This is a genomic window from Pseudomonas frederiksbergensis (genome assembly GCF_001952935.1).
Classification (GTDB): Bacteria; Pseudomonadota; Gammaproteobacteria; order Pseudomonadales; family Pseudomonadaceae; genus Aquipseudomonas; species Aquipseudomonas frederiksbergensis.
Map to the genome: position 1 here is coordinate 2,953,698 of NZ_CP018319.1, position 21,858 is coordinate 2,975,555.

19 protein-coding genes are annotated in these 21,858 nt (G+C 60.1%); 9 read left to right on the forward strand and 10 right to left on the reverse strand.

Annotated features, from left to right (window positions below; translation table 11 throughout):
• Positions 1-28: 28 nt before the first annotated feature.
• From PFAS1_RS13660 to PFAS1_RS13675, 4 genes are all read left to right on the forward strand, one after another.
• The gene (locus PFAS1_RS13660; protein WP_076029492.1) at positions 29-661 is read left to right on the forward strand and encodes a sarcosine oxidase subunit gamma; all 633 of its coding nucleotides are present in this window, start codon (positions 29-31) and stop codon (positions 659-661) included.
• 133 nt (positions 662-794) lie between these two features.
• Positions 795-1,652: a formyltetrahydrofolate deformylase gene (gene purU, locus PFAS1_RS13665; RefSeq protein WP_074871490.1), complete on the forward strand. Its 858-nt coding sequence runs from the start codon at positions 795-797 to the stop codon at positions 1,650-1,652.
• A gap of 205 nt (positions 1,653-1,857) precedes the next feature.
• Positions 1,858-3,057, forward strand: a complete 1,200-nt coding sequence (gene fdhA / locus PFAS1_RS13670) for a formaldehyde dehydrogenase, glutathione-independent (protein WP_074871488.1) — start codon at positions 1,858-1,860, stop codon at positions 3,055-3,057.
• A gap of 324 nt (positions 3,058-3,381) precedes the next feature.
• Positions 3,382-3,942 carry a DUF2780 domain-containing protein gene (locus PFAS1_RS13675; protein ID WP_076029493.1) on the forward strand — a complete coding sequence of 187 codons (561 nt, stop codon included), beginning with the start codon at positions 3,382-3,384 and terminating at the stop codon, positions 3,940-3,942.
• A 1-nt stretch (position 3,943) separates the two neighbouring features.
• On the opposite strand, the gene PFAS1_RS13680 is transcribed toward PFAS1_RS13675, so the two are convergent.
• Positions 3,944-4,831 carry an acyltransferase gene (locus tag PFAS1_RS13680; protein WP_076029494.1) on the reverse strand — a complete coding sequence of 296 codons (888 nt, stop codon included), beginning with the start codon at positions 4,829-4,831 and terminating at the stop codon, positions 3,944-3,946.
• A 270-nt stretch (positions 4,832-5,101) separates the two neighbouring features.
• Between PFAS1_RS13680 and rloA2 the strand changes: the two genes are divergently transcribed.
• From rloA2 to creD, 4 genes are all read left to right on the forward strand, one after another.
• Positions 5,102-5,608: a retropepsin-like aspartic peptidase RloA2 gene (gene rloA2 / locus PFAS1_RS13685; RefSeq protein ID WP_076029495.1), complete on the forward strand. Its 507-nt coding sequence runs from the start codon at positions 5,102-5,104 to the stop codon at positions 5,606-5,608.
• A 74-nt stretch (positions 5,609-5,682) separates the two neighbouring features.
• Complete coding sequence (gene creB, locus PFAS1_RS13690) at positions 5,683-6,363, forward strand: two-component system response regulator CreB (RefSeq protein ID WP_076029496.1); 681 nt, start codon at positions 5,683-5,685, stop codon at positions 6,361-6,363.
• Positions 6,363-7,784 carry a two-component system sensor histidine kinase CreC gene (gene creC / locus PFAS1_RS13695; protein ID WP_076029497.1) on the forward strand — a complete coding sequence of 474 codons (1,422 nt, stop codon included), beginning with the start codon at positions 6,363-6,365 and terminating at the stop codon, positions 7,782-7,784. The genes creB and creC overlap by 1 nt, the downstream gene beginning before the upstream one ends.
• A gap of 207 nt (positions 7,785-7,991) precedes the next feature.
• Positions 7,992-9,362, forward strand: a complete 1,371-nt coding sequence (creD, locus tag PFAS1_RS13700) for a cell envelope integrity protein CreD (RefSeq protein WP_076029498.1) — start codon at positions 7,992-7,994, stop codon at positions 9,360-9,362.
• Positions 9,363-9,572: 210 nt separating this feature from the next.
• Here creD and PFAS1_RS13710 read toward each other — a convergent pair whose 3' ends face one another.
• The 8 genes from PFAS1_RS13710 to PFAS1_RS13745 all read right to left on the reverse strand — a co-directional run bounded on the left by PFAS1_RS13710 (position 9,573) and on the right by PFAS1_RS13745 (position 18,807).
• Entirely contained in the window at positions 9,573-10,202 is a 630-nt protein-coding gene (locus PFAS1_RS13710; protein WP_076029500.1) for a glutathione S-transferase, read from the reverse strand.
• 176 nt (positions 10,203-10,378) lie between these two features.
• Positions 10,379-10,558 carry a hypothetical protein gene (locus tag PFAS1_RS13715; RefSeq protein WP_076029501.1) on the reverse strand — a complete coding sequence of 60 codons (180 nt, stop codon included), beginning with the start codon at positions 10,556-10,558 and terminating at the stop codon, positions 10,379-10,381.
• Entirely contained in the window at positions 10,555-11,685 is a 1,131-nt protein-coding gene (locus PFAS1_RS13720; RefSeq protein WP_076029502.1) for a PepSY-associated TM helix domain-containing protein, read from the reverse strand. The genes PFAS1_RS13715 and PFAS1_RS13720 overlap by 4 nt, the downstream gene beginning before the upstream one ends.
• Before the next feature lie 72 nt (positions 11,686-11,757).
• Positions 11,758-14,193, reverse strand: a complete 2,436-nt coding sequence (locus tag PFAS1_RS13725; RefSeq protein ID WP_076029503.1) for a TonB-dependent siderophore receptor — start codon at positions 14,191-14,193, stop codon at positions 11,758-11,760.
• 235 nt (positions 14,194-14,428) lie between these two features.
• A complete protein-coding gene (locus PFAS1_RS13730) occupies positions 14,429-15,400 on the reverse strand; it encodes a FecR domain-containing protein (RefSeq protein WP_076029504.1) in 972 nt (323 codons plus the stop codon).
• Entirely contained in the window at positions 15,397-15,915 is a 519-nt protein-coding gene (locus PFAS1_RS13735; RefSeq protein ID WP_076029505.1) for an RNA polymerase sigma factor, read from the reverse strand. The genes PFAS1_RS13730 and PFAS1_RS13735 overlap by 4 nt, the downstream gene beginning before the upstream one ends.
• A gap of 247 nt (positions 15,916-16,162) precedes the next feature.
• Entirely contained in the window at positions 16,163-16,870 is a 708-nt protein-coding gene (locus tag PFAS1_RS13740) for a 3'-5' exonuclease (RefSeq protein ID WP_076029506.1), read from the reverse strand.
• Positions 16,867-18,807, reverse strand: a complete 1,941-nt coding sequence (locus PFAS1_RS13745) for a putative nucleotidyltransferase substrate binding domain-containing protein (protein WP_076031529.1) — start codon at positions 18,805-18,807, stop codon at positions 16,867-16,869. Before PFAS1_RS13745 ends, PFAS1_RS13740 begins: the two co-directional genes overlap by 4 nt.
• Positions 18,808-19,057: 250 nt before the next feature.
• On the opposite strand from PFAS1_RS13745, the gene PFAS1_RS13750 reads away from it, so the two are divergent.
• On the forward strand, positions 19,058-19,519 hold the full coding sequence (locus PFAS1_RS13750) for a response regulator (protein WP_074871465.1): 462 nt from the start codon (positions 19,058-19,060) through the stop codon (positions 19,517-19,519).
• Between the two features lie 71 nt (positions 19,520-19,590).
• On the opposite strand, the gene PFAS1_RS13755 is transcribed toward PFAS1_RS13750, so the two are convergent.
• On the reverse strand, positions 19,591-21,768 hold the full coding sequence (locus PFAS1_RS13755; protein WP_076029507.1) for a malate synthase G: 2,178 nt from the start codon (positions 21,766-21,768) through the stop codon (positions 19,591-19,593).
• Between the last annotated feature and the right edge of the window lie 90 nt (positions 21,769-21,858).

Consider the following 21,858-nt stretch of genomic DNA (forward strand, 5'->3'; position numbering starts at 1 on the left):
CACAACAGAATTCAGGAACAGGTGCTTTATGACCGCAGCCAATGTTTACCAACAACGCCCAACCACCGGGGCCAAGGCCGAGTCGTCGCTGCATCACGCCGACCTCGCCAGCCTGGTGGGCAAGGGTCGCAAAAACGCCGGCGTGATCGTGCGTGAGAAAAAACTCCTCGGCCACCTGACCATCCGTGGTGATGGCCATGATGCTGCGTTCGCAGCCGGCGTGCACAAGGCCCTCGGCATCGAATTGCCGGGCGCGCTGACCGTCATCGTCAAAGGCGAAACCAGCCTGCAATGGATGGGGCCGGATGAGTGGCTGCTGATCGTGCCGACCGGTGAAGAATTCGCCGCCGAGAAGAAACTGCGTGAAGCGCTGGGCGACCTGCACATCGCGATCACCAACGTCAGTGGCGGCCAGCAACTGCTCGAACTGAGCGGCCCGAACGTGCGCCAGGTGCTGATGAAGTCCACCAGCTACGACGTGCACCCCAACAATTTTCCGGTGGGCAAGGCGGTAGGCACGGTGTTTGCCAAGTCGCAACTGGTGATCCGTCACACCGCCGAAGACACCTGGGAACTGCTGATTCGTCGCAGCTTCTCGGATTACTGGTGGTTGTGGTTGCAGGATGCGGCCGCCGAATATGGCCTGAGCGTCCAGGCGTAAAGATCGTTCCCACGCTCTGCGTGGGAATGCATCCCGGGACGCTCCGCGTCCCAAAGCGGACGCAGAGCGTCCATGGCGGCGTTCCCACGCAGAGCGTGGGAACGATCAGTTTCGCTACAGGAGTCACCGCACTATGAGCCGCGCCCCAGACACATGGATTCTGACCGCCGACTGCCCTAGCGTCCTCGGCACCGTGGACGCGGTGACCCGCTTTCTGTTCGAGCAGGGCTGCTACGTCACTGAGCACCATTCCTTCGATGATCGGCTTTCGGGCCGTTTCTTCATTCGCGTGGAATTCCGCCAGCCCGACGGCTTCGACGAGCAAGCCTTCCGCGCCGGTCTTGAAGAGCGTGGTAAAGCCTTCGGCATGATCTTCGAACTGACACCGCCGAATTACCGCCCGAAAGTGGTGATCATGGTTTCCAAAGCCGATCACTGCCTCAACGATTTGCTCTACCGCCAGCGCATCGGCCAGCTCTCGATGGATGTGGCCGCCGTGGTCTCCAACCACCCGGACCTCAAGCCATTGGCGGACTGGCATCAGATTCCGTACTACCACTTCCCGCTGGACCCGAACGACAAACCGTCGCAGGAGCGTCAGGTCTGGCAGGTGATCGAAGACTCCGGCGCCGAACTGGTGATCCTTGCCCGCTACATGCAAGTCCTGTCGCCCGAGCTGTGCCGCAAACTCGACGGCAAGGCGATCAACATCCATCACTCCCTGCTGCCGGGTTTCAAGGGCGCCAAGCCCTATCACCAGGCCTACAACAAGGGCGTGAAACTGGTCGGCGCCACCGCGCACTACATCAACAACGACCTGGACGAAGGCCCGATCATCGCCCAAGGCGTGGAAGCTGTGGATCACAGTCATTACCCGGAAGATTTGATCGCCAAGGGGCGGGATATCGAAGGGCTGACCCTGGCGCGAGCCGTTGGTTATCACATTGAACGGCGGGTGTTTTTGAACGCCAATCGCACCGTCGTTCTTTAGATCGCCATCGCTAGCAGGCTAGCTCCCACAGGGTTTTGGGTTGTTCACAAATCCTGTGCTCACCCGAATCACTGTGGGAGCTGGCCTGCCAGCGATGAGGCCATAACAGACAACACAAGACACACAGGCAATAACCCGAGCAATCAACGCGCCGCCGACCCATGGCGACGCGACCGTTACATAAAAACAACAGCGAGGTGAAAGCATGTCTGGCAATCGTGGTGTGGTGTATCTCGGCAATGGCAAAGTCGAAGTACAGAAAATCGACTATCCGAAAATGCAGGACCCGCGCGGCAGGAAGATCAACCACGCTGTCATCCTGCGTGTGGTTTCCACCAACATCTGTGGTTCCGACCAGCACATGGTGCGCGGTCGTACAACCGCTCAAACCGGCCTGGTACTGGGCCACGAAATCACCGGTGAAGTGATCGAGAAGGGCAGCGACGTCGAGAACCTGCAGATCGGCGACCTGGTGTCCGTACCGTTCAACGTAGCTTGCGGGCGCTGCCGTTCCTGCAAGGAAATGCATACCGGCGTTTGCCTCAGCGTGAACCCGGCGCGTCCGGGCGGTGCTTACGGTTATGTCGACATGGGCGACTGGACCGGCGGTCAGGCTGAATACGCGATGGTGCCGTATGCCGACTTCAACCTGCTGAAACTTCCTGACCGCGACAAGGCCATGGAAAAAATCCGCGACCTGACCTGCCTCTCCGACATCCTGCCGACCGGTTACCACGGCGCAGTGACGGCTGGCGTTGGTCCGGGCAGCACCGTGTACATCGCCGGTGCCGGTCCTGTCGGTCTGGCCGCTGCCGCTTCCGCTCGCCTGTTGGGCGCGGCAGTGGTGATCATCGGTGACGTCAACACTGTCCGCCTGGCACACGCCAAGGCTCAGGGTTTCGAAATCGCCGACCTGTCCCTGGACACCCCGCTGCACGAGCAAATCGCCGCACTGCTGGGCGAGCCAGAAGTGGATTGCGCCGTCGACGCCGTAGGCTTCGAAGCGCGTGGTCACGGCCATGACGGCGTGAAACACGAGGCTCCGGCCACCGTGCTCAACTCGCTGATGGGCGTGGTTCGGGTGGCTGGCAAAATCGGTATCCCGGGCTTGTACGTGACTGAAGATCCAGGTGCCGTCGACGCCGCCGCGAAGATGGGCAGCCTGAGCATCCGCTTCGGCCTGGGCTGGGCCAAATCCCACAGCTTCCACACTGGCCAGACGCCAGTCATGAAGTACAACCGCCAGCTGATGCAGGCGATCATGTGGGACCGTATCCACATTGCCGACATCGTTGGCGTGGAAGTCATCAGTCTGGATGACGCGCCACGGGGTTATGGCGAGTTCGATGCGGGCGTGCCGAAGAAGTTTGTGATCGATCCACACAAACTGTTCAGCGCAGCGTAAAGGCTTCACGCAAAACAAAACGGCGACCCTCGGGTCGCCGTTTTTTTTGGATGATGATCGTTCCTACGCTCCGCGTGGGAATGCAGCCCGGGACGCTCCGCGTCCCAAAGCGTGACGCAGAGCGTCACAGGAGGCATTCCCACGCAGAGCGTGGGAACGATCATTTACAGGGCTGCCAGCGCGCGGCCTGCGCCGGTCAATTTTTTTTCGACTGTTCGTCAGGCGCTTGCCAAACCTGGGAACAATCCCCCTGGATGCCAGTCCAAACCACGGTTTTTCGCCGCCCATTGCCGGGCGGTTTTCATGGCACTTGAGGATGTCTGGATGAAGATTTCACGCGGTTTTGCACTGGCTTCGCTGATGTGTCTGGCGGCCGGTCCGGTCTTTGCTCAGTTCAACCTGTTCGATGCGGCCAATGCCCTCTCCGGCACGCAGGGCGATGACGCCGCCGCGCCGACTTCGCAGACCGCGCAGACGGCCGGTCTGCTGAGTGCGCTCAGCCAATTGAACGTGACGCCGGAACAAGCCATTGGCGGTGCCGGGGCAATGCTTGGCCTGGCGAAGAATCAATTGAGTTCGACCGACTACTCGGAGTTGGCCAAAAGCGTGCCCGGCATCGACTTGCTGGCCGGTGGCGGTGAACTGGGCGTCCTCAGCGGTTTGCTTGGCTCGTCCGGTAAATCGGCAGGTCTGGACAACCTCATGGGCAACGTGAGTAACACCAACGACCTGAACAGTGCCTTCAGCGCATTGGGCATGGACACTGGCATGATCGGCCTGTTTGCCCCCGTGCTTCTGCAATTTTTCGGCCAACAGGGCGTCGGCGGCTCACTGCTGACAAGCCTGGGCGGGATCTGGGGCGCAGGCACCGGTACCGGTATCTGATTCAGCGGCGCTCGGCGCGCAACGCGTCGATGCGCTGATCCTTCTCGATCCAGAGCTGGTTGACCCAGTTCTGGATGGTTTCGCGAAACTGCGGATCGTTTTCGTAATCGCCCTGCCACAGCGCCGGGTCGAGTTCGCGGGTCTGGATGTCGATGATGACCTTCGGCACGTTACCGCTGAGCAAATCCCAGAAGCCCGGAATCGTCTGCTGCGGATACACCACCGTCACATCAAGGACGGCGTCCAGCTGTTCGCCCATTGCCGCCAGCACAAACGCCACGCCGCCAGCCTTGGGCCTGAGCAGGTGGGTGAAGGGTGATTGCTGCCGGGCACTTTTCGCCGCGGTATAGCGCGTGCCTTCCAGGTAATTGACCACTGTCACCGGCTGACGCTTGTACAACTCGCACGCCGCTTTGGTGATCTCCAGGTCCTGGCCGGCCAGTTCAGGGTGCTTCGCCAGGAATGCCTTGGTGTAGCGTTTCATGAACGGGTAATCCAGCGCCCACCACGCCAGCCCCAGAAACGGCACCCAGATCAGCTCTTTCTTGAGGAAGAACTTGAAGAACGGCGTGCGTCGGTTCAGCGTTTGGATCAGCGCCGGGATATCGACCCAGGATTGATGGTTGCTGATCACCAGATACGACGTGTCGACCCGCAGGTCATCGCCGCCACGGATGTCCCATTGCGTGGGGATGCACAGGCGGAAAATCAGCTTGTCGATTTCGGCCCAGGTCTCGGCGATCGCCATCACCGTCCACGAGGCGTAATCACGCAAGCGCCCCGGCAGGACCAGTTTGAGCAAGGCGAACACCATCAGCGGCCCGAACAGGACCAGGGTGTTGAGCAACAGCAGCAGGGTAACGAAACAGCCGGTGAGCAGGCGGCGCATAAGTAACTCTTGAAAGCATCTGGGCGCGCAATGATAAGCAGCTTCGGACGGCAGGCCAAATCGGCGCCGACAAATGTTTCACCTTCGAAGCGCTAACCTCTCTACACCGATCGTTCCCGCGCTCTGCGTGGGAATGCAGCCCGGGACGCTCCGCGTCCCAGCACCGTGACGCAGAGCGTCACATGAGGCATTCCCACGCAGAGCATGGGAACGATCATGCGTTCAACGGTCTAAAATTCCGCTGCCCACTCCTTCAAGGAAGCCCATTACGTGAAATCCCTCCTTGCACTGCTTTCCCTCGTGGCCCTGCCGGTCCTGGCTGCTGAGCCGACCCTGTACGGGCGCTACGAATACATTGCGTTGCCGGAAATCGGTGGCGAAGTCCTCAAGGCCAAGATGGACACCGGCGCCCTGACCGCGTCGCTGTCGGCCAAAGACATCGAAACCTTCACTCGAGATGGCGACGAGTGGGTGCGTTTCCGCCTCGCTACCAAAGGCGCGAGCAACAAGGTCTACGAACACAAGGTCGCGCGGATCAGCAAGATCAAGACCCGGTCCGAAGAAGATGACGACGACAACGAAGTGGTCGAGCCCACCAAGCGTCCGGTGGTCGATCTGGAACTGTGCCTGGGCAACGTCAAGCGCACCGTGGAGGTCAACCTCACCGACCGCAGCAGCTTCAATTACCCTTTGTTGATTGGCGCCAAAGCCTTGCGTGAGTTCGGCGCGGCGGTGAACCCGGCACGGCGCTTTACGGCGGACAAACCCGACTGCTGATTTCAAGTGGTCTCATTGACGTGACGTGAGCCTTGGGGCACCGTTCGCCCACTTAACTGCCGGGCTCGGACGCCATGCCTCATATCCTGATTGTCGAAGACGAAGCGGCGATTGCCGACACCCTGATTTTCGCCTTGCAGGGCGAGGGCTTCACCACCACCTGGCTGGGCCTTGGCGCCGCCGCGCTTGAGCATCAGCGCCAGACGCCGGCCGACCTGGTCATTCTCGACATTGGCCTGCCGGACATCAGCGGCTTCGAGACCTGCAAGCAATTGCGCCGTTTCAGCGAAGTGCCGGTGATCTTCCTCAGCGCCCGGGATGCCGAAATCGATCGCGTCGTGGGCCTGGAAATCGGTGCCGACGATTACGTGGTCAAACCGTTCAGCCCAAGGGAGGTGGCGGCGCGGGTCCGGGCGATTCTCAAGCGCATGGCACCGCGAGTCAGCGCCGAGGTGGCATCGACGTTGTTTCGCATCGACAGCGAACGGGTACAGATCAGCTACCGCGGTCAGCTGCTAACCCTGACCCGCCATGAATTCCGTCTGCTGCAATGCCTGCTGGAGCAACCCGAACGGGTCTTCAGCCGCGAGCAATTGCTCGACGCGCTGGGTGTCGCCGCCGATGCCGGGTACGAGCGCAGCATCGACAGCCACATCAAGAGCGTGCGCGCCAAACTGCGCCAGGTGAAAGCCGACGCGGAGCCCATCCAGACCCATCGCGGCCTCGGTTACAGCTACAGCCCGGGGCGTAGCTGATGCCTCTGGGGATCCGGATTTTTCTGGTCTACGTGCTGTTTATCGGCCTGACCGGTTATTTCGTGCTGAACACCGTGATGGAAGAAATCCGTCCCGGCGTGCGCCAGTCCACCGAAGAAACGCTGGTCGACACCGCCAACCTGATGGCCGAAATCCTGCGCGACGACTTCAAGGCCGGCACCCTGAACCAGAACCGCTGGCCCGAGCTGCTCAAGGCTTATGGCGAACGGCAACCGAAGGCGAACATCTGGGGCTTGCCGAAGAATCAGGTCAACCACCGCATCTACGTCACTGATGCCAAGGGCTTTGTGGTGCTGGACTCCAGCGGTGTGGCAGTGGGGCAGGATTACTCGCGCTGGAACGACGTTTTACTCACCCTGCGAGGCGAATACGGCGCTCGTTCCAGCCGCAGCGATCCGGACGATCCGAGCTCCTCAGTGATGCACGTCGGCGCCCCGATTCGCGACAACGGCAAGATCATCGGTGTGGTCACCGTCGCCAAACCCAACAGCTCGTTGCAGCCATACGTTGATCGCACCGAACGGCGATTGCTTGCCTGGGGGGCCGGGTTGATCGGCCTCGGTCTGCTGTTTGGCGCGCTGTTGTCGTGGTGGTTGAGCGCCGCGCTGCGGCGGTTGACTGCTTACGCTCAGGCGGTCAGTGAAGGCCGGCGGGTCGAGGTTCCGCATTACCGTGGCGGCGAACTGGAACAACTGGCGACGGCGGTGGAGCAGATGCGCACGCAGCTCGAAGGCAAAGCCTATGTCGAGCGCTACGTGCACACCTTGACCCACGAACTGAAAAGCCCGCTGGCGGCGATTCGCGGCGCGGCGGAGTTGCTGCAAGGCGAGATGCCGCTGGCCCAGCAACAGCGTTTTGTCAGCAACATCGACAGCGAAAGCGCGCGGATGCAGCAGTTGATCGAACGCCTGTTGAACCTGGCCCTGGTCGAGCAACGCCAAGGGCTGGAAGAGCGGGTGACGGTGCCGCTGGCGAAGTTGGTCGATGAATTGCTGAGCGCTCAGGCGGCGCGCATCGAAGGCAAGCAGTTGCGCGTGGAGCAAACCATTGCAGCGGATCTGCTGCTGACCGGTGAGCCGTTCCTGTTGCGTCAGGCGCTGGGCAATCTGCTGGAGAATGCTTTGGACTTCACCCCGGCTCGGGGCTTGCTGCGATTCAGTGCCGCGAAGGTCGGCGCGCAAATCGAATTCAAACTGTTCAACCAGGCCGAGGCGATTCCCGACTATGCGTTACCGCGGTTGAGCGAACGATTCTATTCGCTGCCGCGCCCGGACAGCGGGCGCAAGAGCACGGGGCTGGGGCTCAATTTTGTTGAAGAGGTGATGAAGCTGCATGGCGGAGAACTGTGCATAGGCAATGTCGGGGACGGTGTTGAAGCAGGTTTGCGCTTCCCCGTGTGATCGTTCCCACACTCTGCGTGGGAATGCCTCAGTGGACGCTCTGCGTTCGGCTTTGGATGGGACGCGGAGCGTCCCGGGCTGCATTCCCACGCAGAGCGTGGGAACGATCAAAGAAATCAAACCAGTCTCCACACACTCTCCACATTCCTCCCATAAATCCCCCACACACACCACCCAGACTCGCCCCATCCAAACAGGGAGAGTCCCATGAACCGCAGCTTGACCCTAAAACTCGGGGCAATTGCCCTTCTGATTCTGTTGTTGCTGATCCCGCTCTTGATGATCAACGGCGTGATCCAGGATCGCCAGCAACTGCGCGACGGTGTCCTCGAAGACATCGCCCGCAGTTCCAGCTACAGCCAGCAACTGAGCGGTCCGATCATGGTGGTGCCGTATCGCAAGGTGGTGCGCACCTGGAAGACCAATGAGAAAACCAACAAGCGCTTTCAGGAAATCGGCGAAGAACGCGGTCAACTGTATTTTCTGCCGGAGCGTTTCGAGCTCGACGGCAAGGTGCAGACCGAGTTGCGCTCGCGGGGCATTTACGAGGCGCGGCTGTACCACGCCGACAACCACATCAGCGGCCTGTTTTCGATTCCCGCGCAAATGGGCATCGAGGAAGATTTCGCCGATTATCAGTTTGACCAAGCGTTCCTGACGATAGGCATCAGCGATATCCGCGGGATCGAAAATGCCCTGAAACTGGACCTCAATGGTCAGAGCCTGGACTTTGAACCGGGCACGCAGCTGGGCTGGCTAGGCGAGGGGGCACACGTCAAGTTGCCCGCGCTGGACAGACACAAAGGCGCGGAACTGGCGTTCGCCTTTGACCTGCGCCTGCAGGGCACCGGCCAGTTGCAGATCACTCCGGTCGGCAAAACCAGCAAGGTGCAACTGGCCGCCAACTGGCCTCACCCGAGTTTTATCGGCAACTACTTGCCGGCTCAGCGTGAAGTCACCGGCACAGGTTTTACCGCGAATTGGCAGACTTCGTTCTTTTCCACCAACCTGGAAGAAGCCTTGACCAACTGCCTGACCAGCGACCGTTGTGACGAGTTCAAGAGCCGCAACTTCGGGGTGAGCTTCATCGATCCGGTGGATCAGTACCTGAAAAGCGATCGGGCGATCAAATACGCGCTGCTGTTCATTGCCCTGACCTTCGCCGGATTCTTCCTGTTCGAAGTGCTCAAAAGCATGGCCGTGCATCCAATCCAGTACGCGCTGGTGGGTGTGGCGCTGGCGTTTTTCTACCTGCTGTTGCTGTCGCTGTCCGAGCACATCGGCTTTGCCCTGGCGTATCTGTTGTCGGCGGGCAGCTGTGTGTTGTTGATCGGGTTTTATGTCTGCCATGTGCTGCGCAGCGTGCGTCACGGCTTGAGTTTTTCGGCGGGACTGGCGGCGTTGTATGGCTTGCTCTATGGCTTGCTCAGTGCCGAGGATTACGCGTTGCTGATGGGGTCGCTGCTGTTGTTCGGGTTGTTGGGCGTGTTCATGGTGCTGACCCGCAAGCTGGACTGGTACGGGATCGGGCAGAAGCCGGCCAAGCCGTTGGTGTTTGATCTCGGGGCTGTGGAATGAGCCGGTCGTTGGGGTTGCGTGAGGATCAGCGGGAAGGGGAAGCGTTGGCGACGCGGATTGCGGTGTTGTTTCCAGTGGATCCGCTGTGGTGCCATCGCGAGCAGGCTCGCTCCCACAAGGGATCTCCAGTGAACACAAAATTCGTGCACACAACCGATCAACTGTGGGAGCGAGCCTGCTCGCGAAGAGGCCCGAACAACCAGTGAAAATCTAAACCTTGGGCATCGTCGCCAGCATCGAAGCCCGCTGACTGACTTCGAAGTACCAAGCAGCCAGCTTCGGATTCACCGTGCGCCATTCCAGATCCGGATGGCGCAAATCCAGGTAGCCCAACGCACAGGCGACACTGATCGCCGCCACGTCGAAGTGGCTGGTCAGCTCGGCAATCGCGTCCGCTTCCAGCAATGCCAGGCCGCGACGAATCTTCTCGCGCTGGCCGTCGAGCCACTCATCCCAGTGTTTTTCCGGGGCACGCAGGGCGACTTCATAACGAATCAGCACCGCAGCGTCCATGATCCCGTCGGCCAGGGAGGCCAGGGTCAGGCGCCGCCAGCGGGCCGAACCGTCGCGCGGTATCAGCGGGTTGCCGACGTGCTGATGGTCGAGGTAATCGAGGATCACCCGGCTGTCGTGGATGACGCTGCCATCGGCCAGGCGCAGGGCCGGGATTTTACCCAGCGGGTTGTCTTCGTTGAGCATCAGGTCCGGGCTGACCGGCGTGAGCACGCAGTCTTGCAGTGCCACGCGGTCCTGTTGACCGGTTTCGTGCAGCAGCACCATGACTTTGCGAACGAAGGGCGACAGGGGGTTATGGAACAGGGTCATGCTGTGGGCGGACATGGCAGTGTCTCGATATGGGTCAGTGCTGGGCAGCATAGCGCGTGGATCCGGGAGCTCAAGATCGAAGTCAATACTTACCCCCTGTGGGAGCGGGCTTGCTCGCGAAGGCGGTGTGTCAGACAGCTTCAATGTTGACTGACACGCCGCCTTCGCGAGCAAGCCCGCTCCCACAGTTTTTAGCGGCGTTGCAGCAGGCCGCGCAGGGCGAGGATGGCGGGAATGCCCAGGCCTAGCCAGCTCAAGGCGTCCCACATGCCATCGCCCAGCAACGCGGAAAACAACCCCGCCGCGCTGAGCAGGGCGATCACCGTTGGGGTGGAGAACACCTTCCAGAAATTCGACTGCCGCGGCCTCATGCTGCACTCTCCGCGTTCTCGAGCACCGGTTTCGCCGCCTTGCGCCGCACCACCCAAAGATAAACGCCGCTGCCGAGCACGACGATGGTCAGTCCATCCAACGTCGCCCAGAGGATTTTCATCGGCATGCCGCCGTAATCACCGAAGTGCAGCGGCTGGGACATGCCCATGGCGTCCATGTACCACGGGCGTTCGGCCACGGCGGTGACTTGCAGGGTGCTGGCGTCGATCAGCACCGGTGTCAGCAGGTGCGAGGTCAGGTGAGTGCTGCCTTTCATGAACACCGCGTAATGGTGTTCGCTGGAGAAGCGTGTGCCGGGAAAGGCAATGAAGTCCGGCTGCATGCCCGGTGCGACTTCCTTGGCGATGTCGAGCAAGCGGGTCGCAGGCGCCAGTTGGGTCAATGGCGGCGCGTCGCGATAGGGCGCGACCATCGCGCTCAAGCTGTCGTTGCGCCACGCGGCGATCAGCAAGTCGGCGCAAGCGCTGATGACGCCGGTGACGCCGACCACCAAGGCCCAGGTCAAGGTCACCACGCCGATCAAATTGTGCAGATCGAGCCAGCGCAGGCGCGTGGATTTGTCCTGGCGCACGGTGGCGAATTTCAAGCGGCGCATGAACGGCAGGTACAGCACCGTCCCGGAAACAACCGCCACCACGAACAGAATGCCCATGAACGCCAGCAGCAACTTGCCCGGCAGACCGGCGAACATGTCCACGTGCAGGCGCAACATGATCATCATGAAGCCGCCGTTGGCCGACGGCATCTCCAGCGCTTCGCCGGTGCGGGCGTCGAGCATGAAGGTGTGAGAAGAATTCGGCTCAGTGCCCGCGGTGGCCGCCATGATCGTGATCGCGGCGTTGGGCTCGTCTTCGTCGAAGCCGAAATACTGCATCACTTCGCCGGGGCGATGTTTTTCAGCGGCCAGCACCAACTGCTGCAAATTCAGATGCGGGGTGTCCGCCGGCATCGTCTTCAATTCAGCGGCATCGCCCAGCAAGTGGTCGATCTCGTGATGGAAGATCAATGGCAGGCCGGTCAATGCGAGCATCAGCAGGAACACGGTGCAGATGAGACTGGTCCAGGTGTGGACGAAGGACCAGCGGCGAATTGTTTTGCTTTTCATTTCATAGCCTTCAGAAATACCAAAGCCGTCTTCGAGGGACGGCTTGGATATCAGGTGTGTCAAATCAAGGCGTTACCACTTGTAGCCGACGCTGGCCATTACGTTGCGACGGTCGCCGTAGTAGCAGTAAAAACCGTCGCAGGTCGAAATGTATTCTTTGTCGAATACGTTGTTGGCATTGACGCTGAGACTCACACCCTTGAGCGTATTGTTCAGGCGGCCCAGGTCGTAATGGACTGCCGCGTCATAGACGGTGTAGGAACTGCTATGGCCGTCTGATGGATCGCGTACGAAGCCCATGCTGCCGATGGCGATATTGTCGGTTTCGCCGATATAGCGCACACCGAAGCCAATTCCAAAGCCATCCAGAACACCGGTATGCCACGTGTAATCAGCCCATGCAGAAGCCTGGTTTTCCGGGGTCAGTGGGAGTGGGCGGTTTTTATCCAGAGGGTCGGTGACTTTAGTCATCTTGCTGTTGGCGTAGGTGTACGCGGCCGTCAATTTCAAGTTCTCGTTGACGTTTCCGGTAGCTTCCAACTCGAACCCGCGCACGTTGGCCTCACCCAGAGGGCGAGATACACCCAGGGTGTCACTGAGCACGATGTCCTTGCGGGTCAGGTCATAGGCCGCTGCGGTGAACAACATGTCGCTGCCCGGAGGCTGGTACTTGATACCGATCTCATATTGTTTGCCAGTGCCTGGACGGAACGCCTCGCCATTGGCGCCGCCGGCTTCCGCCTGGAAGGATTCGGCGTAGGAGATGTACGGTGTAAAGCCGGAATCGAACACATAGCTCAGCGCAGCGTTGCCGGTGAAGGCGGTGTCGTCGCGGGTGTCCTTTGCATCGTTCATGTTGTAGAAAGTCGTATCGGTGTGCAGCCAGTCCTGACGGCCGCCCAACGTCAGGCGCCAGCTATCCAGGGCCATCTGGTCCTGGAAGTACAGACCTGTGTCATGGGTCTTCTGGTTGTAATCATTGAACGCGGTGTAGCTGACGTTGCTGAAGTCCTGGCCGTAGATCGGGGTGATGATGTTGCTGGGCGGCGCGCTGCCATACAGCCATTTGTAATTGGTGTTGACGCGCTGGTGGTCCAGGCCCAGCAACACGGTGTGCCTGATCGAGCCCGTATCGAAGTCCGCCTGGAAATTGTTATCCACGGCGAACTGGCTGATGTCTTCGTTGACGATGTTGGCACCTCGGGCGAGGGTACCGTCGTCACTCACCGAACCATAAAAACCGCCTGCGGTAATGCCTTGGAAGGACAGGTCGCTCTTGGTGTAGCGCAGGTTCTGACGGAACTGCCAGACATCGTTCATCCGGTGCTCAAAAGCATATCCCAACGCGTAATAGGTCTTGTCGTAGAACTCCCACTCCGGATCACCGAGATTCTTGTGGTACTTCACTTCGCCAGCAGGCGTTGAAAGCTTGGTGCCTTGTAAAGGAAGGAACTGGCTGGTGATGCCTGTGTCGTCACGGTTGAACTGGCTCAGGAACGTCAGCTTGGTATCGGGATCGATGTTCCATGTCAGGCTGGGAGCGATGTTGTAACGCTTGTCATCGTTGTGCTCGATGGCTGTATTGCTGTCTCGCACCACGCCGCTGACACGGTAAAGAAAGCGTCCTTCGTCATCGATGGGGCCGGTGCTGTCGAAGCTGATCTGCTTGCGCTGATAGCTGCCGATCTGCAATTGCACTTCGTTGCTGGCAATGTCTTCGGGGCGGCGGCTGACCATATCGATCAAGCCACCAGGAGGCGTCTGGCCATAGACCGACGATGCCGGGCCACGCAACAATGCCACACGCTCCAGATCCCAGGTTTCCATCTTCGGCATGGCATAGGTGCCCTTGGGCAGGGGCAGTCCATCAAGGAATTGGGTGGGCTCAAATCCACGAACCTTCAACCACTCGGCGCGGCTATCGCTGCCGTAGCTGCTGGCTACGACGCCGGGCATGTAACGGACTGCGTCATCCAGGTTTTGCACGGCGCGGTCTTGCATCTGTTCACGGGTGGCAACAGAAATTGACCGCGGTGCCTCCGCCAGCGCCGTATCGGTTTTAGTCCCTGCTGCCGTACGTTTTGCGAGGTAGCCTTGTACTGGACCCCAAGCGCTCTCGGTGTTTTCCGCGCCGATCACGCTGGTCGCCGGCAGGGCCATCACACCCTCGGGCACGGCCACCAGGCTGAAGGTGCCAGTGCTGCTTTGTTCCAGTTGCAGACCGGTGCCGCGCAAGGCTTCGCGCAGGGCGTTGGCTGCGTCGAACTGGCCTTTGACCGGCGCCGAGGTCTTGCCTGCCGCCAGCGATGGATTCAACGACAGCGCCAGGCCGGCCTGGCTGGCTATCTGGTTCAGGGTGCTGGCCAATGGCGCGGCCGACAGGTTGTAGGCGCGAACGCTGGACACCTGTTCAGCGGCCATCAGCTGACTACTGGCCAAAGGGGCACAAAGGGCAATGGCAATCGCCAGCAAACTGGGGCGCAACACGGTGTCGAGCGAACGGGACATACAGCGGCTCCTGAATGGAAATATTTCTCAATTGCCTAGGTGCCGCACGAGAATTCAAAAGTGATAGGGCTGATTGAAAATAATTTCGATTCAGTAAACCAGTCGTTTTGATGGAGCGAGGCAGGGGATCGTTCCCACGCTCTGCGTGGGAATGCCTCAATGGACGCTCTGCGTCCGCTTCGGCATGTGACGCGGAGCGTCACGGGCTGCATTCCCACGCAGAGCGTGGGAGCGATCATTTAGCGTCAGTCTTCGCCGCGACCGTCACCCACCACGGCGTGTGCTGTTCGATCTGCACCGGCAGGGTCGGCAGCAGGGCGCTCAGGGCCAGATCGGTGTCGTGCAGCGGGAAGCTGCCGGTGATGCGCAGGTCGGCGATTTCTGGCGCAACGCCAAGATGCCCGCGTCGATAACGACCGAGTTCATGGACCAGGTCTTCCAGCCGTGTGTTGTCCACCACCAGCATGCCGCGGGTCCAGGCATCGGCGCCGAGGTTGAGCGCGACGATCGGCCCGAGGCCATTGCTGCGCATCAGGACTTGCTGGCCTTCACGCAGAATCTGCTCTTCCGGGCTCGACTCGGGGTGAGCCGCCACCGCTGATTTCAGCACGCTCAGGCGTGTACCTTGTTCTTCACGCTTGACCAGGAACCTTGTTCCCAGTGCGCGCATGCTGCCTTCGCGGGTTTCGACGATGAACGGCCGGGCATCGCCATGGCCGGTTTCGACGAGGATTTCCCCTTCCTGGAGGATGATCAGCCGTTGTTTTTCATCGAAGCGCACATCCACGGCACTGTGGGTGTTGAGGTTGATCAGCGTGCCGTCGGTCAGGCGCAGGGTGCGTTGCTCACCCGTGGCGGTGCGCTGGTCGGCCAGCCAGTAGTCGATCGGCAGATAACGATCGCCGGCGAACAACGCCAACCCGATCACCGCCACGATGCTGGCCACGCCGCTGCCGAGTTTGCGCACGCGCCGGCGAATGCTTTCGCGCGATTGCAGTAACGCGGTGCGTGCCGGGCCACTGGCGACGCTGAAGCGCTGGTCGAGCATGCCCAGTTGGCGCCAGGCCCGCGCATGTTCTTCGTGGGCGGCGTGCCATTTGGCGAACTCTTCGCGCTCCACCGGGTTGCCGGAGTCCAGGGACAACTGCCAGGCAATCGCGGCATCCAGCACCTGCGCCGAGACGGGTTTGGAGCTGACCGGACTCATACCGGCTCACCGTACAGCGCGACGTAGCACTGACGAATGCCTTGGGCCAGATACTGACGAACCCGAGGCACTGACACGCCCAGGCGCTCGGCGATTTCGGCGTGTCCGAGGCCGTCGAGACGGTTATAGAGAAACGCTGCCCGGGCCTTGCTTGAGAGCTTGCCGAGCAGGCGGTCGATGGCCTTGAGGTCTTCGAGGATCAGCTGCTGTTCCTCCACCGACGGTTGTTCACCGGCGGGGATCAACATCAGTTCGGTGAGGTAGGCCTGTTCCAGCGCGGCGCGGCGGAAATAGTCGAACAGCAACCCCTTGGCAATCGCCACCAGAAACGCGCGCGGTTCGCGTGGCGCCTTCAGTTCTTCACGACCCAGCAAACGCACGAAAGTGTCCTGACTCAGGTCTTCGGCCCGTTGCGGACAGGCCACATTGCGTCGTAGCCAGGCCAACAGCCAACCGCGATGGTCGCGATACAACGCACCAACGAGCTCACTTTGAGGGCTTTGGACTGACGACACGCAGCATCACCGATTGGGAAGTGTTAAGTAACGAGAATTGTTCGCGATTGTGGCAGAGGCGGGGGAGGTAAGCAATTGGCGCTGGTCGGTTGGATTGAGTGGCGTGTATTCAATTGAACCGCGTCATCGTTCATCGCGGGCAAGCCACGCTCCCACAGGTTTTGAGTCGTTCGCGAAATGGGTGAACGACACAGAACCTTGTGGGAGCGGGCTTGCTCGCGAAGGCGCCGGACCAGGCGCCAGAGATTTAGAAGGAAGGCACTCGCTGTCTGCGTTTCCACTGACTCAACCGCTGCTGCAGATTCAACGGGCTATGGATCTGCAACTGCCGCGCCCGGCTGAACAGAATCAACGCCAGCTCAGCGGTGGCCAACGCATCGGCACTGGCATTGTGGCGCTCGAACACTTCGAGTTTGAACCAGTCGATCCACTGATCCAGCCCGGCATCGCGAATGTGCGCCTGAGGGCAAAGCAGCGGCGCGATATCAGCCACATCCAGAAACGGATGCTGCAACTTGTAGCCCAGATGGTCTTTCAGCGCGCGCCCGAGCATGTGCTGATCGAACGGCGCATGAAACGCCAGCACCGGGCTGTCGCCGACGAACTCCATGAACTCGACCAGGGCCTGAGCCGGATCACTGCCCGCGGCAATCGCACTTGGCCCCAGGCCATGGATCAACACACTGGGCGCCAACTTCATGTCGGCGCATTGCAACGTGCGTTCGAACTGCTGGCTGAAGTCGATCGCGCCGTCCTCGATCACCACCGCGCCGATGGACAACACACGATCCTTGTTCAGGTTCAACCCGGTGGTTTCCAGGTCGAGCACCACCCAGCGTTGTTCGCGCAGGCTGCATTCGCCCAGCTCTGCGGCCAGTGGCAAGCGTTGCAGGCGTTGTTGAAGGTCGCAGGGAAGGCTGGGACCTGCTGGACGCAGCCATGAAAACAGGCTCATAGCTGATACCTCAGGGCCAGGCTGCTTTGCAGGCGTTGGGCCTGGCGCAGGGATTCACGCAGGATCCGTCGATCCAGATGATTGAGGCTGTCCGGATCGACCCGGTTGGAGTAGGGCAAGTTCTCCCGAGTCTGTAGCTGATGTTGCTGCATGCGGGTTTGCTGGATGAAGTGATAGGCCTCTTCGTACGCCGCACCGTCCAGCCGTTCGATGACTTCTTTGTCCACCAATTGGCGAAAGCGCTCCAGCGTGTTGTTCGCCTCGACGCCATGGGCCAGGGCGAGCAGTCGGGCACCGTCGACAAACGGCGTCAGTCCCTGGACTTTCAAATCAAGGGTGGCTTTCTCACCATTCTTGCGAGCCAGTACGAACTCACGGAAACGTCCTACGGGCGGACGGTTGCGCAGGGCGTTCTCGGCCATCATTCGCTGGAACAGGCGGTTGTCATTCACCTGATCGAGAATGCCCTGACGCAGCTGCTCGCAGCCTTGCTCGTCGCCCCAGACCACCCGCAAGTCGAAATAAATGCTCGAACCCAACAGGTTCTCCGGCGTGGCTTCGCGGATAAACGCGGCAAAACGTCGTGACCATTCGGCCCGGGACAGGCACAGCTCAGGGTTGCCGGCCATGATGTTGCCCTTGCACAGGGTGAAACCGCAGAGCGCCAGGCTCTGGTTGATCTGCTGGGCGATGGGCAGCAATTTGCCGCGAATTTCGGCGGCGTGGGCCGCGTCCCGGGCTTCGAACAGAATGCCGTTGTCCTGATCGGTGTGCAGCGTCTGTTCGCGGCGGCCTTCGCTACCGAAGCACAGCCAACTGAACGCAATGCCGGGGTCGCCTTTCTCGGCGAGGGTCAGTTCGATCACCCGGCATACTGTGTGGTCATTGAGCAGGGTGATGATGTGCGTGATCTGGGTTGAAGAAGCGCCGTGGGCCAGCATGCGCTCCACCAGCTGACCGATCTCGCCGCGCATCGCGACCAGGTTTTCCACCTTCTGGGCGCTGCGGATGGTCCGCGCCAGATGCACCAGATCGACCCGTTGCAGGGAAAACAGATCACGTTCCGAAACCACGCCGCACAGGCGATGATCTTTCACCAGGCAGACGTGGGCGATGTGCCGCTCGGTCATGGCAATTGCCGCATCGAAGGCGCTGTGGTCCGGCGACAGGAAAAACGGCGCCCGGGTCATGTGGCGCTCGATGGCTTCGTTGAAATCGTCAGTGCCGTCGGCCACCACATGACGCAAGTCGCGCAGGGTGAAAATCCCCAGCGGCGCTTTATTTTCGTCGACCACCACAATGCTGCCGACCTGCTGCTCATGCATCAGGGTCACGGCTTCACGCAGTGGCGTAGTCGGGCTGCAGGTCACCGGATGGCGCATGGCCAATTCGCCCAGGCGGGTGTTGAGCGAGTACTGCGTGCCGAGGGTTTCCACGGCTTTTTGCTGGACTTGCTGGTTGACCTGATCCAGCAGGCTGCTCACGCCGCGTAGGGCAAAGTCGCGAAATGCGTTGGAAAGCGCGAACAGTTTGATGAACGCCAGCTTGTTCAGCTGTAGGCAAAAGGTGTCTTCGGAGGCCAGATGTTCGGTGCGCGTCGCGCGCTCACCCAGCAGCGCGGCGAGGGGGAAACACTCGCCGGTGGTGATTTCAAAGGTGGTTTCGGTGCCGCCCTTGGCCGTATGCGGGCGTTCTCCCACGACCCGGCCTTGCTTGACGATGTAGAAATGCTCGACCGGGCCGTCGGCGGGCTTGAGGATGCTCTCGCCGGGCGCATAAAAACGCAGCTGGCACTGCTCGACCAGGTACGCCAGGTGAGCGTGTTCCATTTGATTGAAGGGCGGGAAGCGCTGAAGGAACTGCAAAGTGCCCTGGATGTTCTGCAACACCGCGGTTTTCCCTGCCTGTGTGAAGGCATCCTCTTTACTCATAACCATTACCGCAGTCTTTTGATTGTTGTTGTCGGATGACTCAGCCATGGTCGGCCCCTGCGCGCGGGGTGCCCATTGGACGTAAGTCTAGGTAGGACGTGAAGCTGTAGGTATTTGGGAAATGTCTGACGCAACTGTGCGAAAAACCTCCTACATTGGCTATAGGAAATTTTTCCGACGAAGTGCACATTGAAGGCCTGCTTAGCGATGTCTGACGGATGTGCTAGGGAATAGAAATGAAATCGTAGAGTAAGCCATGTCCGACCACGATATTTTGAGTGACGCCGAGCGCGAGGCGCTGAGTGCCCTCATGCTGGAACCTGCCCTGCCGACGCAAAGGGTATTGATCGTTGACGATGATAGAGACGCGCGGGAGTTGTTGTCGCAGATTCTGGAACTCGGTGGGGTTCGATGCATTACCGCAGCAAGTGGCGAAACTGCACTCAAGATGTTGGTTGATGAAGCTGAACTGAAAAAGCTTTCAATCGGTTTGATGATCACTGACTTACGCATGGGCAATGTCGATGGCCTGGATCTGATCCGTCAGGTACGTGAGTCGGTGCGGGCGGCGTTGCCGATCATCATTGTCTCCGGTGACGCCGATGTTAAAGACGCCATCGAAGCGATGCATTTGAGTGTGGTGGATTTTCTGCTCAAGCCTATCGATACCGACAAGCTGTTGGCGCTGGTCAAGCATGAGCTGGGAATGGATGTGTAGGTGATCGTTCCCAAACAAAAATGCCCTGATCTTTCGATCAGGGCATTTTTTTGTCCGGCGTCAGCGCTTAGTTACAGGCCATTGGCAGTCTTGAACTCGCGGCGACGACGGTGCAGGACCGGCTCGGTGTAGCCGTTCGGCTGCTTCGTGCCTTCGACCACCAGTTCGACCGCCGCCTGGAAGGCGATGTTGCTGTCGAAGTTCGGGGCCAGCGGACGGTACAGCGGGTCATTGGCGTTCTGACGGTCAACCACTGGCGCCATGCGCTTGAGGCTTTCCATGACCTGATCTTCGGTGACGATGCCGTGACGCAGCCAGTTGGCGATGTGCTGGCTGGAAATTCGCAGCGTCGCACGGTCTTCCATCAGGCCGACGTCATTGATGTCCGGCACTTTCGAACAGCCCACGCCCTGGTCGATCCAGCGCACCACATAACCGAGAATGCCCTGGGCGTTGTTGTCCAGTTCGTTCTTGATCTGCTCTGCAGTCCAGTCTGGATTGACGGCCAGCGGGATGGTCAGGATGTCATCCACCGAAGCGCGCGCACGTTTGGCCAGTTCGGCCTGACGGGCGAACACATCGACCTTGTGGTAATGCAGCGCGTGCAGCGCGGCAGCGGTCGGCGATGGAACCCAGGCAGTGTTGGCACCGGCCAGCGGGTGAGCGATTTTCTGTTCGAGCATCGCAGCCATCAGGTCCGGCATTGCCCACATGCCTTTACCGATCTGGGCGCGACCTTGCAGGCCGGTGCTCAAACCGATATCGACGTTCCAGTTTTCGTAAGCGCCGATCCACTTCTCGGCCTTCATGTCCGCCTTGCGCACCATCGGGCCGGCTTCCATGGAGGTGTGGATTTCATCGCCGGTACGGTCGAGGAAACCGGTGTTGATGAACACTACACGCTCGCTGGCAGCCTTGATGCAGGCCTTGAGGTTGACCGTGGTACGGCGTTCCTCGTCCATGATCCCGACTTTCAGCGTGTTACGTGGCAAGCCGAGCACTTCTTCGATGCGACCGAACAGCTCGTTGGTGAACGCGGCTTCTTCCGGGCCGTGCATCTTCGGTTTCACGATGTAGACCGAACCGGTGCGGCTGTTCTTGCGCGAGTTGTTACCGTTGAGGCTGTGGATCGCCGCGAGGCTGGTGACCAGACCGTCGAGGATGCCTTCCGGCACTTCGTTGCCGTCTTTATCGAGGATCGCGTCGATGGTCATCAGGTGACCGACGTTGCGCACGAACAGCAGAGAACGACCATGCAAGCTCAGTTCTTTACCATCGACACCGGTATAAGTGCGGTCGGCGTTCATGGTGCGGGTAAAGGTCTGACCGCCCTTGGAGACTTCTTCCGACAGATCGCCCTTCATCAGGCCGAGCCAGTTGCGGTAGATCACCACTTTGTCATCGGCATCGACGGCGGCGACGGAGTCTTCGCAGTCCATGATGGTGGTCAGCGCGGCTTCCATCAGGATGTCTTTGAGGCCGGCAGCGTCGGTCTGGCCGACCGGGGTGCTGGCGTCGACCTGGATTTCGAAGTGCAGGCCGTTGTTTTTCAGCAGGATCGCGGTCGGTGCGACGGCATCGCCGTGGAAACCGATCAGCTGTGCATCGTTGCGCAGGCCGGTATTGCTGCCGCCTTTAAGGGCGACCACCAGTTTGCCGTCAACGATCTTGTAGCCGGTGGAATCGACGTGAGTGCCGGCAGCCAATGGCGCCGCTTCGTCAAGGAAGGCGCGGGCGAAGGCGATGACCTTGTCGCCGCGAACCTTGTTGTAGCCTTTGCCTTTTTCCGCGCCGTCAGCTTCGCTGATGGCATCGGTGCCGTAGAGCGCGTCATACAGCGAACCCCAACGGGCGTTCGAGGCATTGAGCGCGAAACGGGCGTTCATCACCGGAACCACCAGCTGTGGACCGGCCATGCGGGCGATTTCGTCATCGACGTTTTGCGTCGTTGCCTGGAAATCAACCGCTTCTGGCAGCAGATAACCGATGTCTTGCAGGAAGGCTTTGTAGGCCACCGCATCGTGCGCAACACCTGCACGAGCCTGGTGCCAGGCATCGATACGAGCCTGGATATCATCGCGTTTGGCGAGTAGGGCTTTGTTCTTCGGCGCCAGGTCATGAATGACCTTGTCGGCACCGGCCCAGAACTTATCGGCGGTGAGGCCGGTACCGGGAATGGCTTCGTTGTTCACGAAGTCGAACAGGACTTTGGCGACCTGCAGGCCACCGACTTGAACGTGTTCAGTCATTGCTTGCCTCACTCTGCTCAGCTATTTCGCTTTTCAGCTCTTCAATTTAACAATGAAGCCTCTGGCATTTAAACCACAAACCTGTTGACC

Excerpts from the sequence above, each read along its gene's own strand:
- PFAS1_RS13730 (WP_076029504.1), bottom strand. The coding sequence starts at position 15,400 with ATGAGTCCGGTCAGCTCCAAACCCGTCTCGGCGCAGGTGCTGGATGCC.
- fdhA (WP_074871488.1), top strand. The coding sequence starts at position 1,858 with ATGTCTGGCAATCGTGGTGTGGTGTATCTCGGCAATGGCAAAGTCGAA.
- creC (WP_076029497.1), top strand. The coding sequence starts at position 6,363 with ATGCCTCTGGGGATCCGGATTTTTCTGGTCTACGTGCTGTTTATCGGC.
- PFAS1_RS13710 (WP_076029500.1), bottom strand. The coding sequence starts at position 10,202 with ATGTCCGCCCACAGCATGACCCTGTTCCATAACCCCCTGTCGCCCTTC.
- PFAS1_RS13675 (WP_076029493.1), top strand. The coding sequence starts at position 3,382 with ATGAAGATTTCACGCGGTTTTGCACTGGCTTCGCTGATGTGTCTGGCG.
- PFAS1_RS13750 (WP_074871465.1), top strand. The coding sequence starts at position 19,058 with ATGTCCGACCACGATATTTTGAGTGACGCCGAGCGCGAGGCGCTGAGT.
- PFAS1_RS13715 (WP_076029501.1), bottom strand. The coding sequence starts at position 10,558 with ATGAGGCCGCGGCAGTCGAATTTCTGGAAGGTGTTCTCCACCCCAACG.
- PFAS1_RS13755 (WP_076029507.1), bottom strand. The coding sequence starts at position 21,768 with ATGACTGAACACGTTCAAGTCGGTGGCCTGCAGGTCGCCAAAGTCCTG.
- PFAS1_RS13680 (WP_076029494.1), bottom strand. The coding sequence starts at position 4,831 with ATGCGCCGCCTGCTCACCGGCTGTTTCGTTACCCTGCTGCTGTTGCTC.
- PFAS1_RS13725 (WP_076029503.1), bottom strand. The coding sequence starts at position 14,193 with ATGTCCCGTTCGCTCGACACCGTGTTGCGCCCCAGTTTGCTGGCGATT.
- creD (WP_076029498.1), top strand. The coding sequence starts at position 7,992 with ATGAACCGCAGCTTGACCCTAAAACTCGGGGCAATTGCCCTTCTGATT.
- PFAS1_RS13720 (WP_076029502.1), bottom strand. The coding sequence starts at position 11,685 with ATGAAAAGCAAAACAATTCGCCGCTGGTCCTTCGTCCACACCTGGACC.
- creB (WP_076029496.1), top strand. The coding sequence starts at position 5,683 with ATGCCTCATATCCTGATTGTCGAAGACGAAGCGGCGATTGCCGACACC.
- PFAS1_RS13745 (WP_076031529.1), bottom strand. The coding sequence starts at position 18,807 with ATGGTTATGAGTAAAGAGGATGCCTTCACACAGGCAGGGAAAACCGCG.
- PFAS1_RS13660 (WP_076029492.1), top strand. The coding sequence starts at position 29 with ATGACCGCAGCCAATGTTTACCAACAACGCCCAACCACCGGGGCCAAG.
- PFAS1_RS13740 (WP_076029506.1), bottom strand. The coding sequence starts at position 16,870 with ATGAGCCTGTTTTCATGGCTGCGTCCAGCAGGTCCCAGCCTTCCCTGC.
- purU (WP_074871490.1), top strand. The coding sequence starts at position 795 with ATGAGCCGCGCCCCAGACACATGGATTCTGACCGCCGACTGCCCTAGC.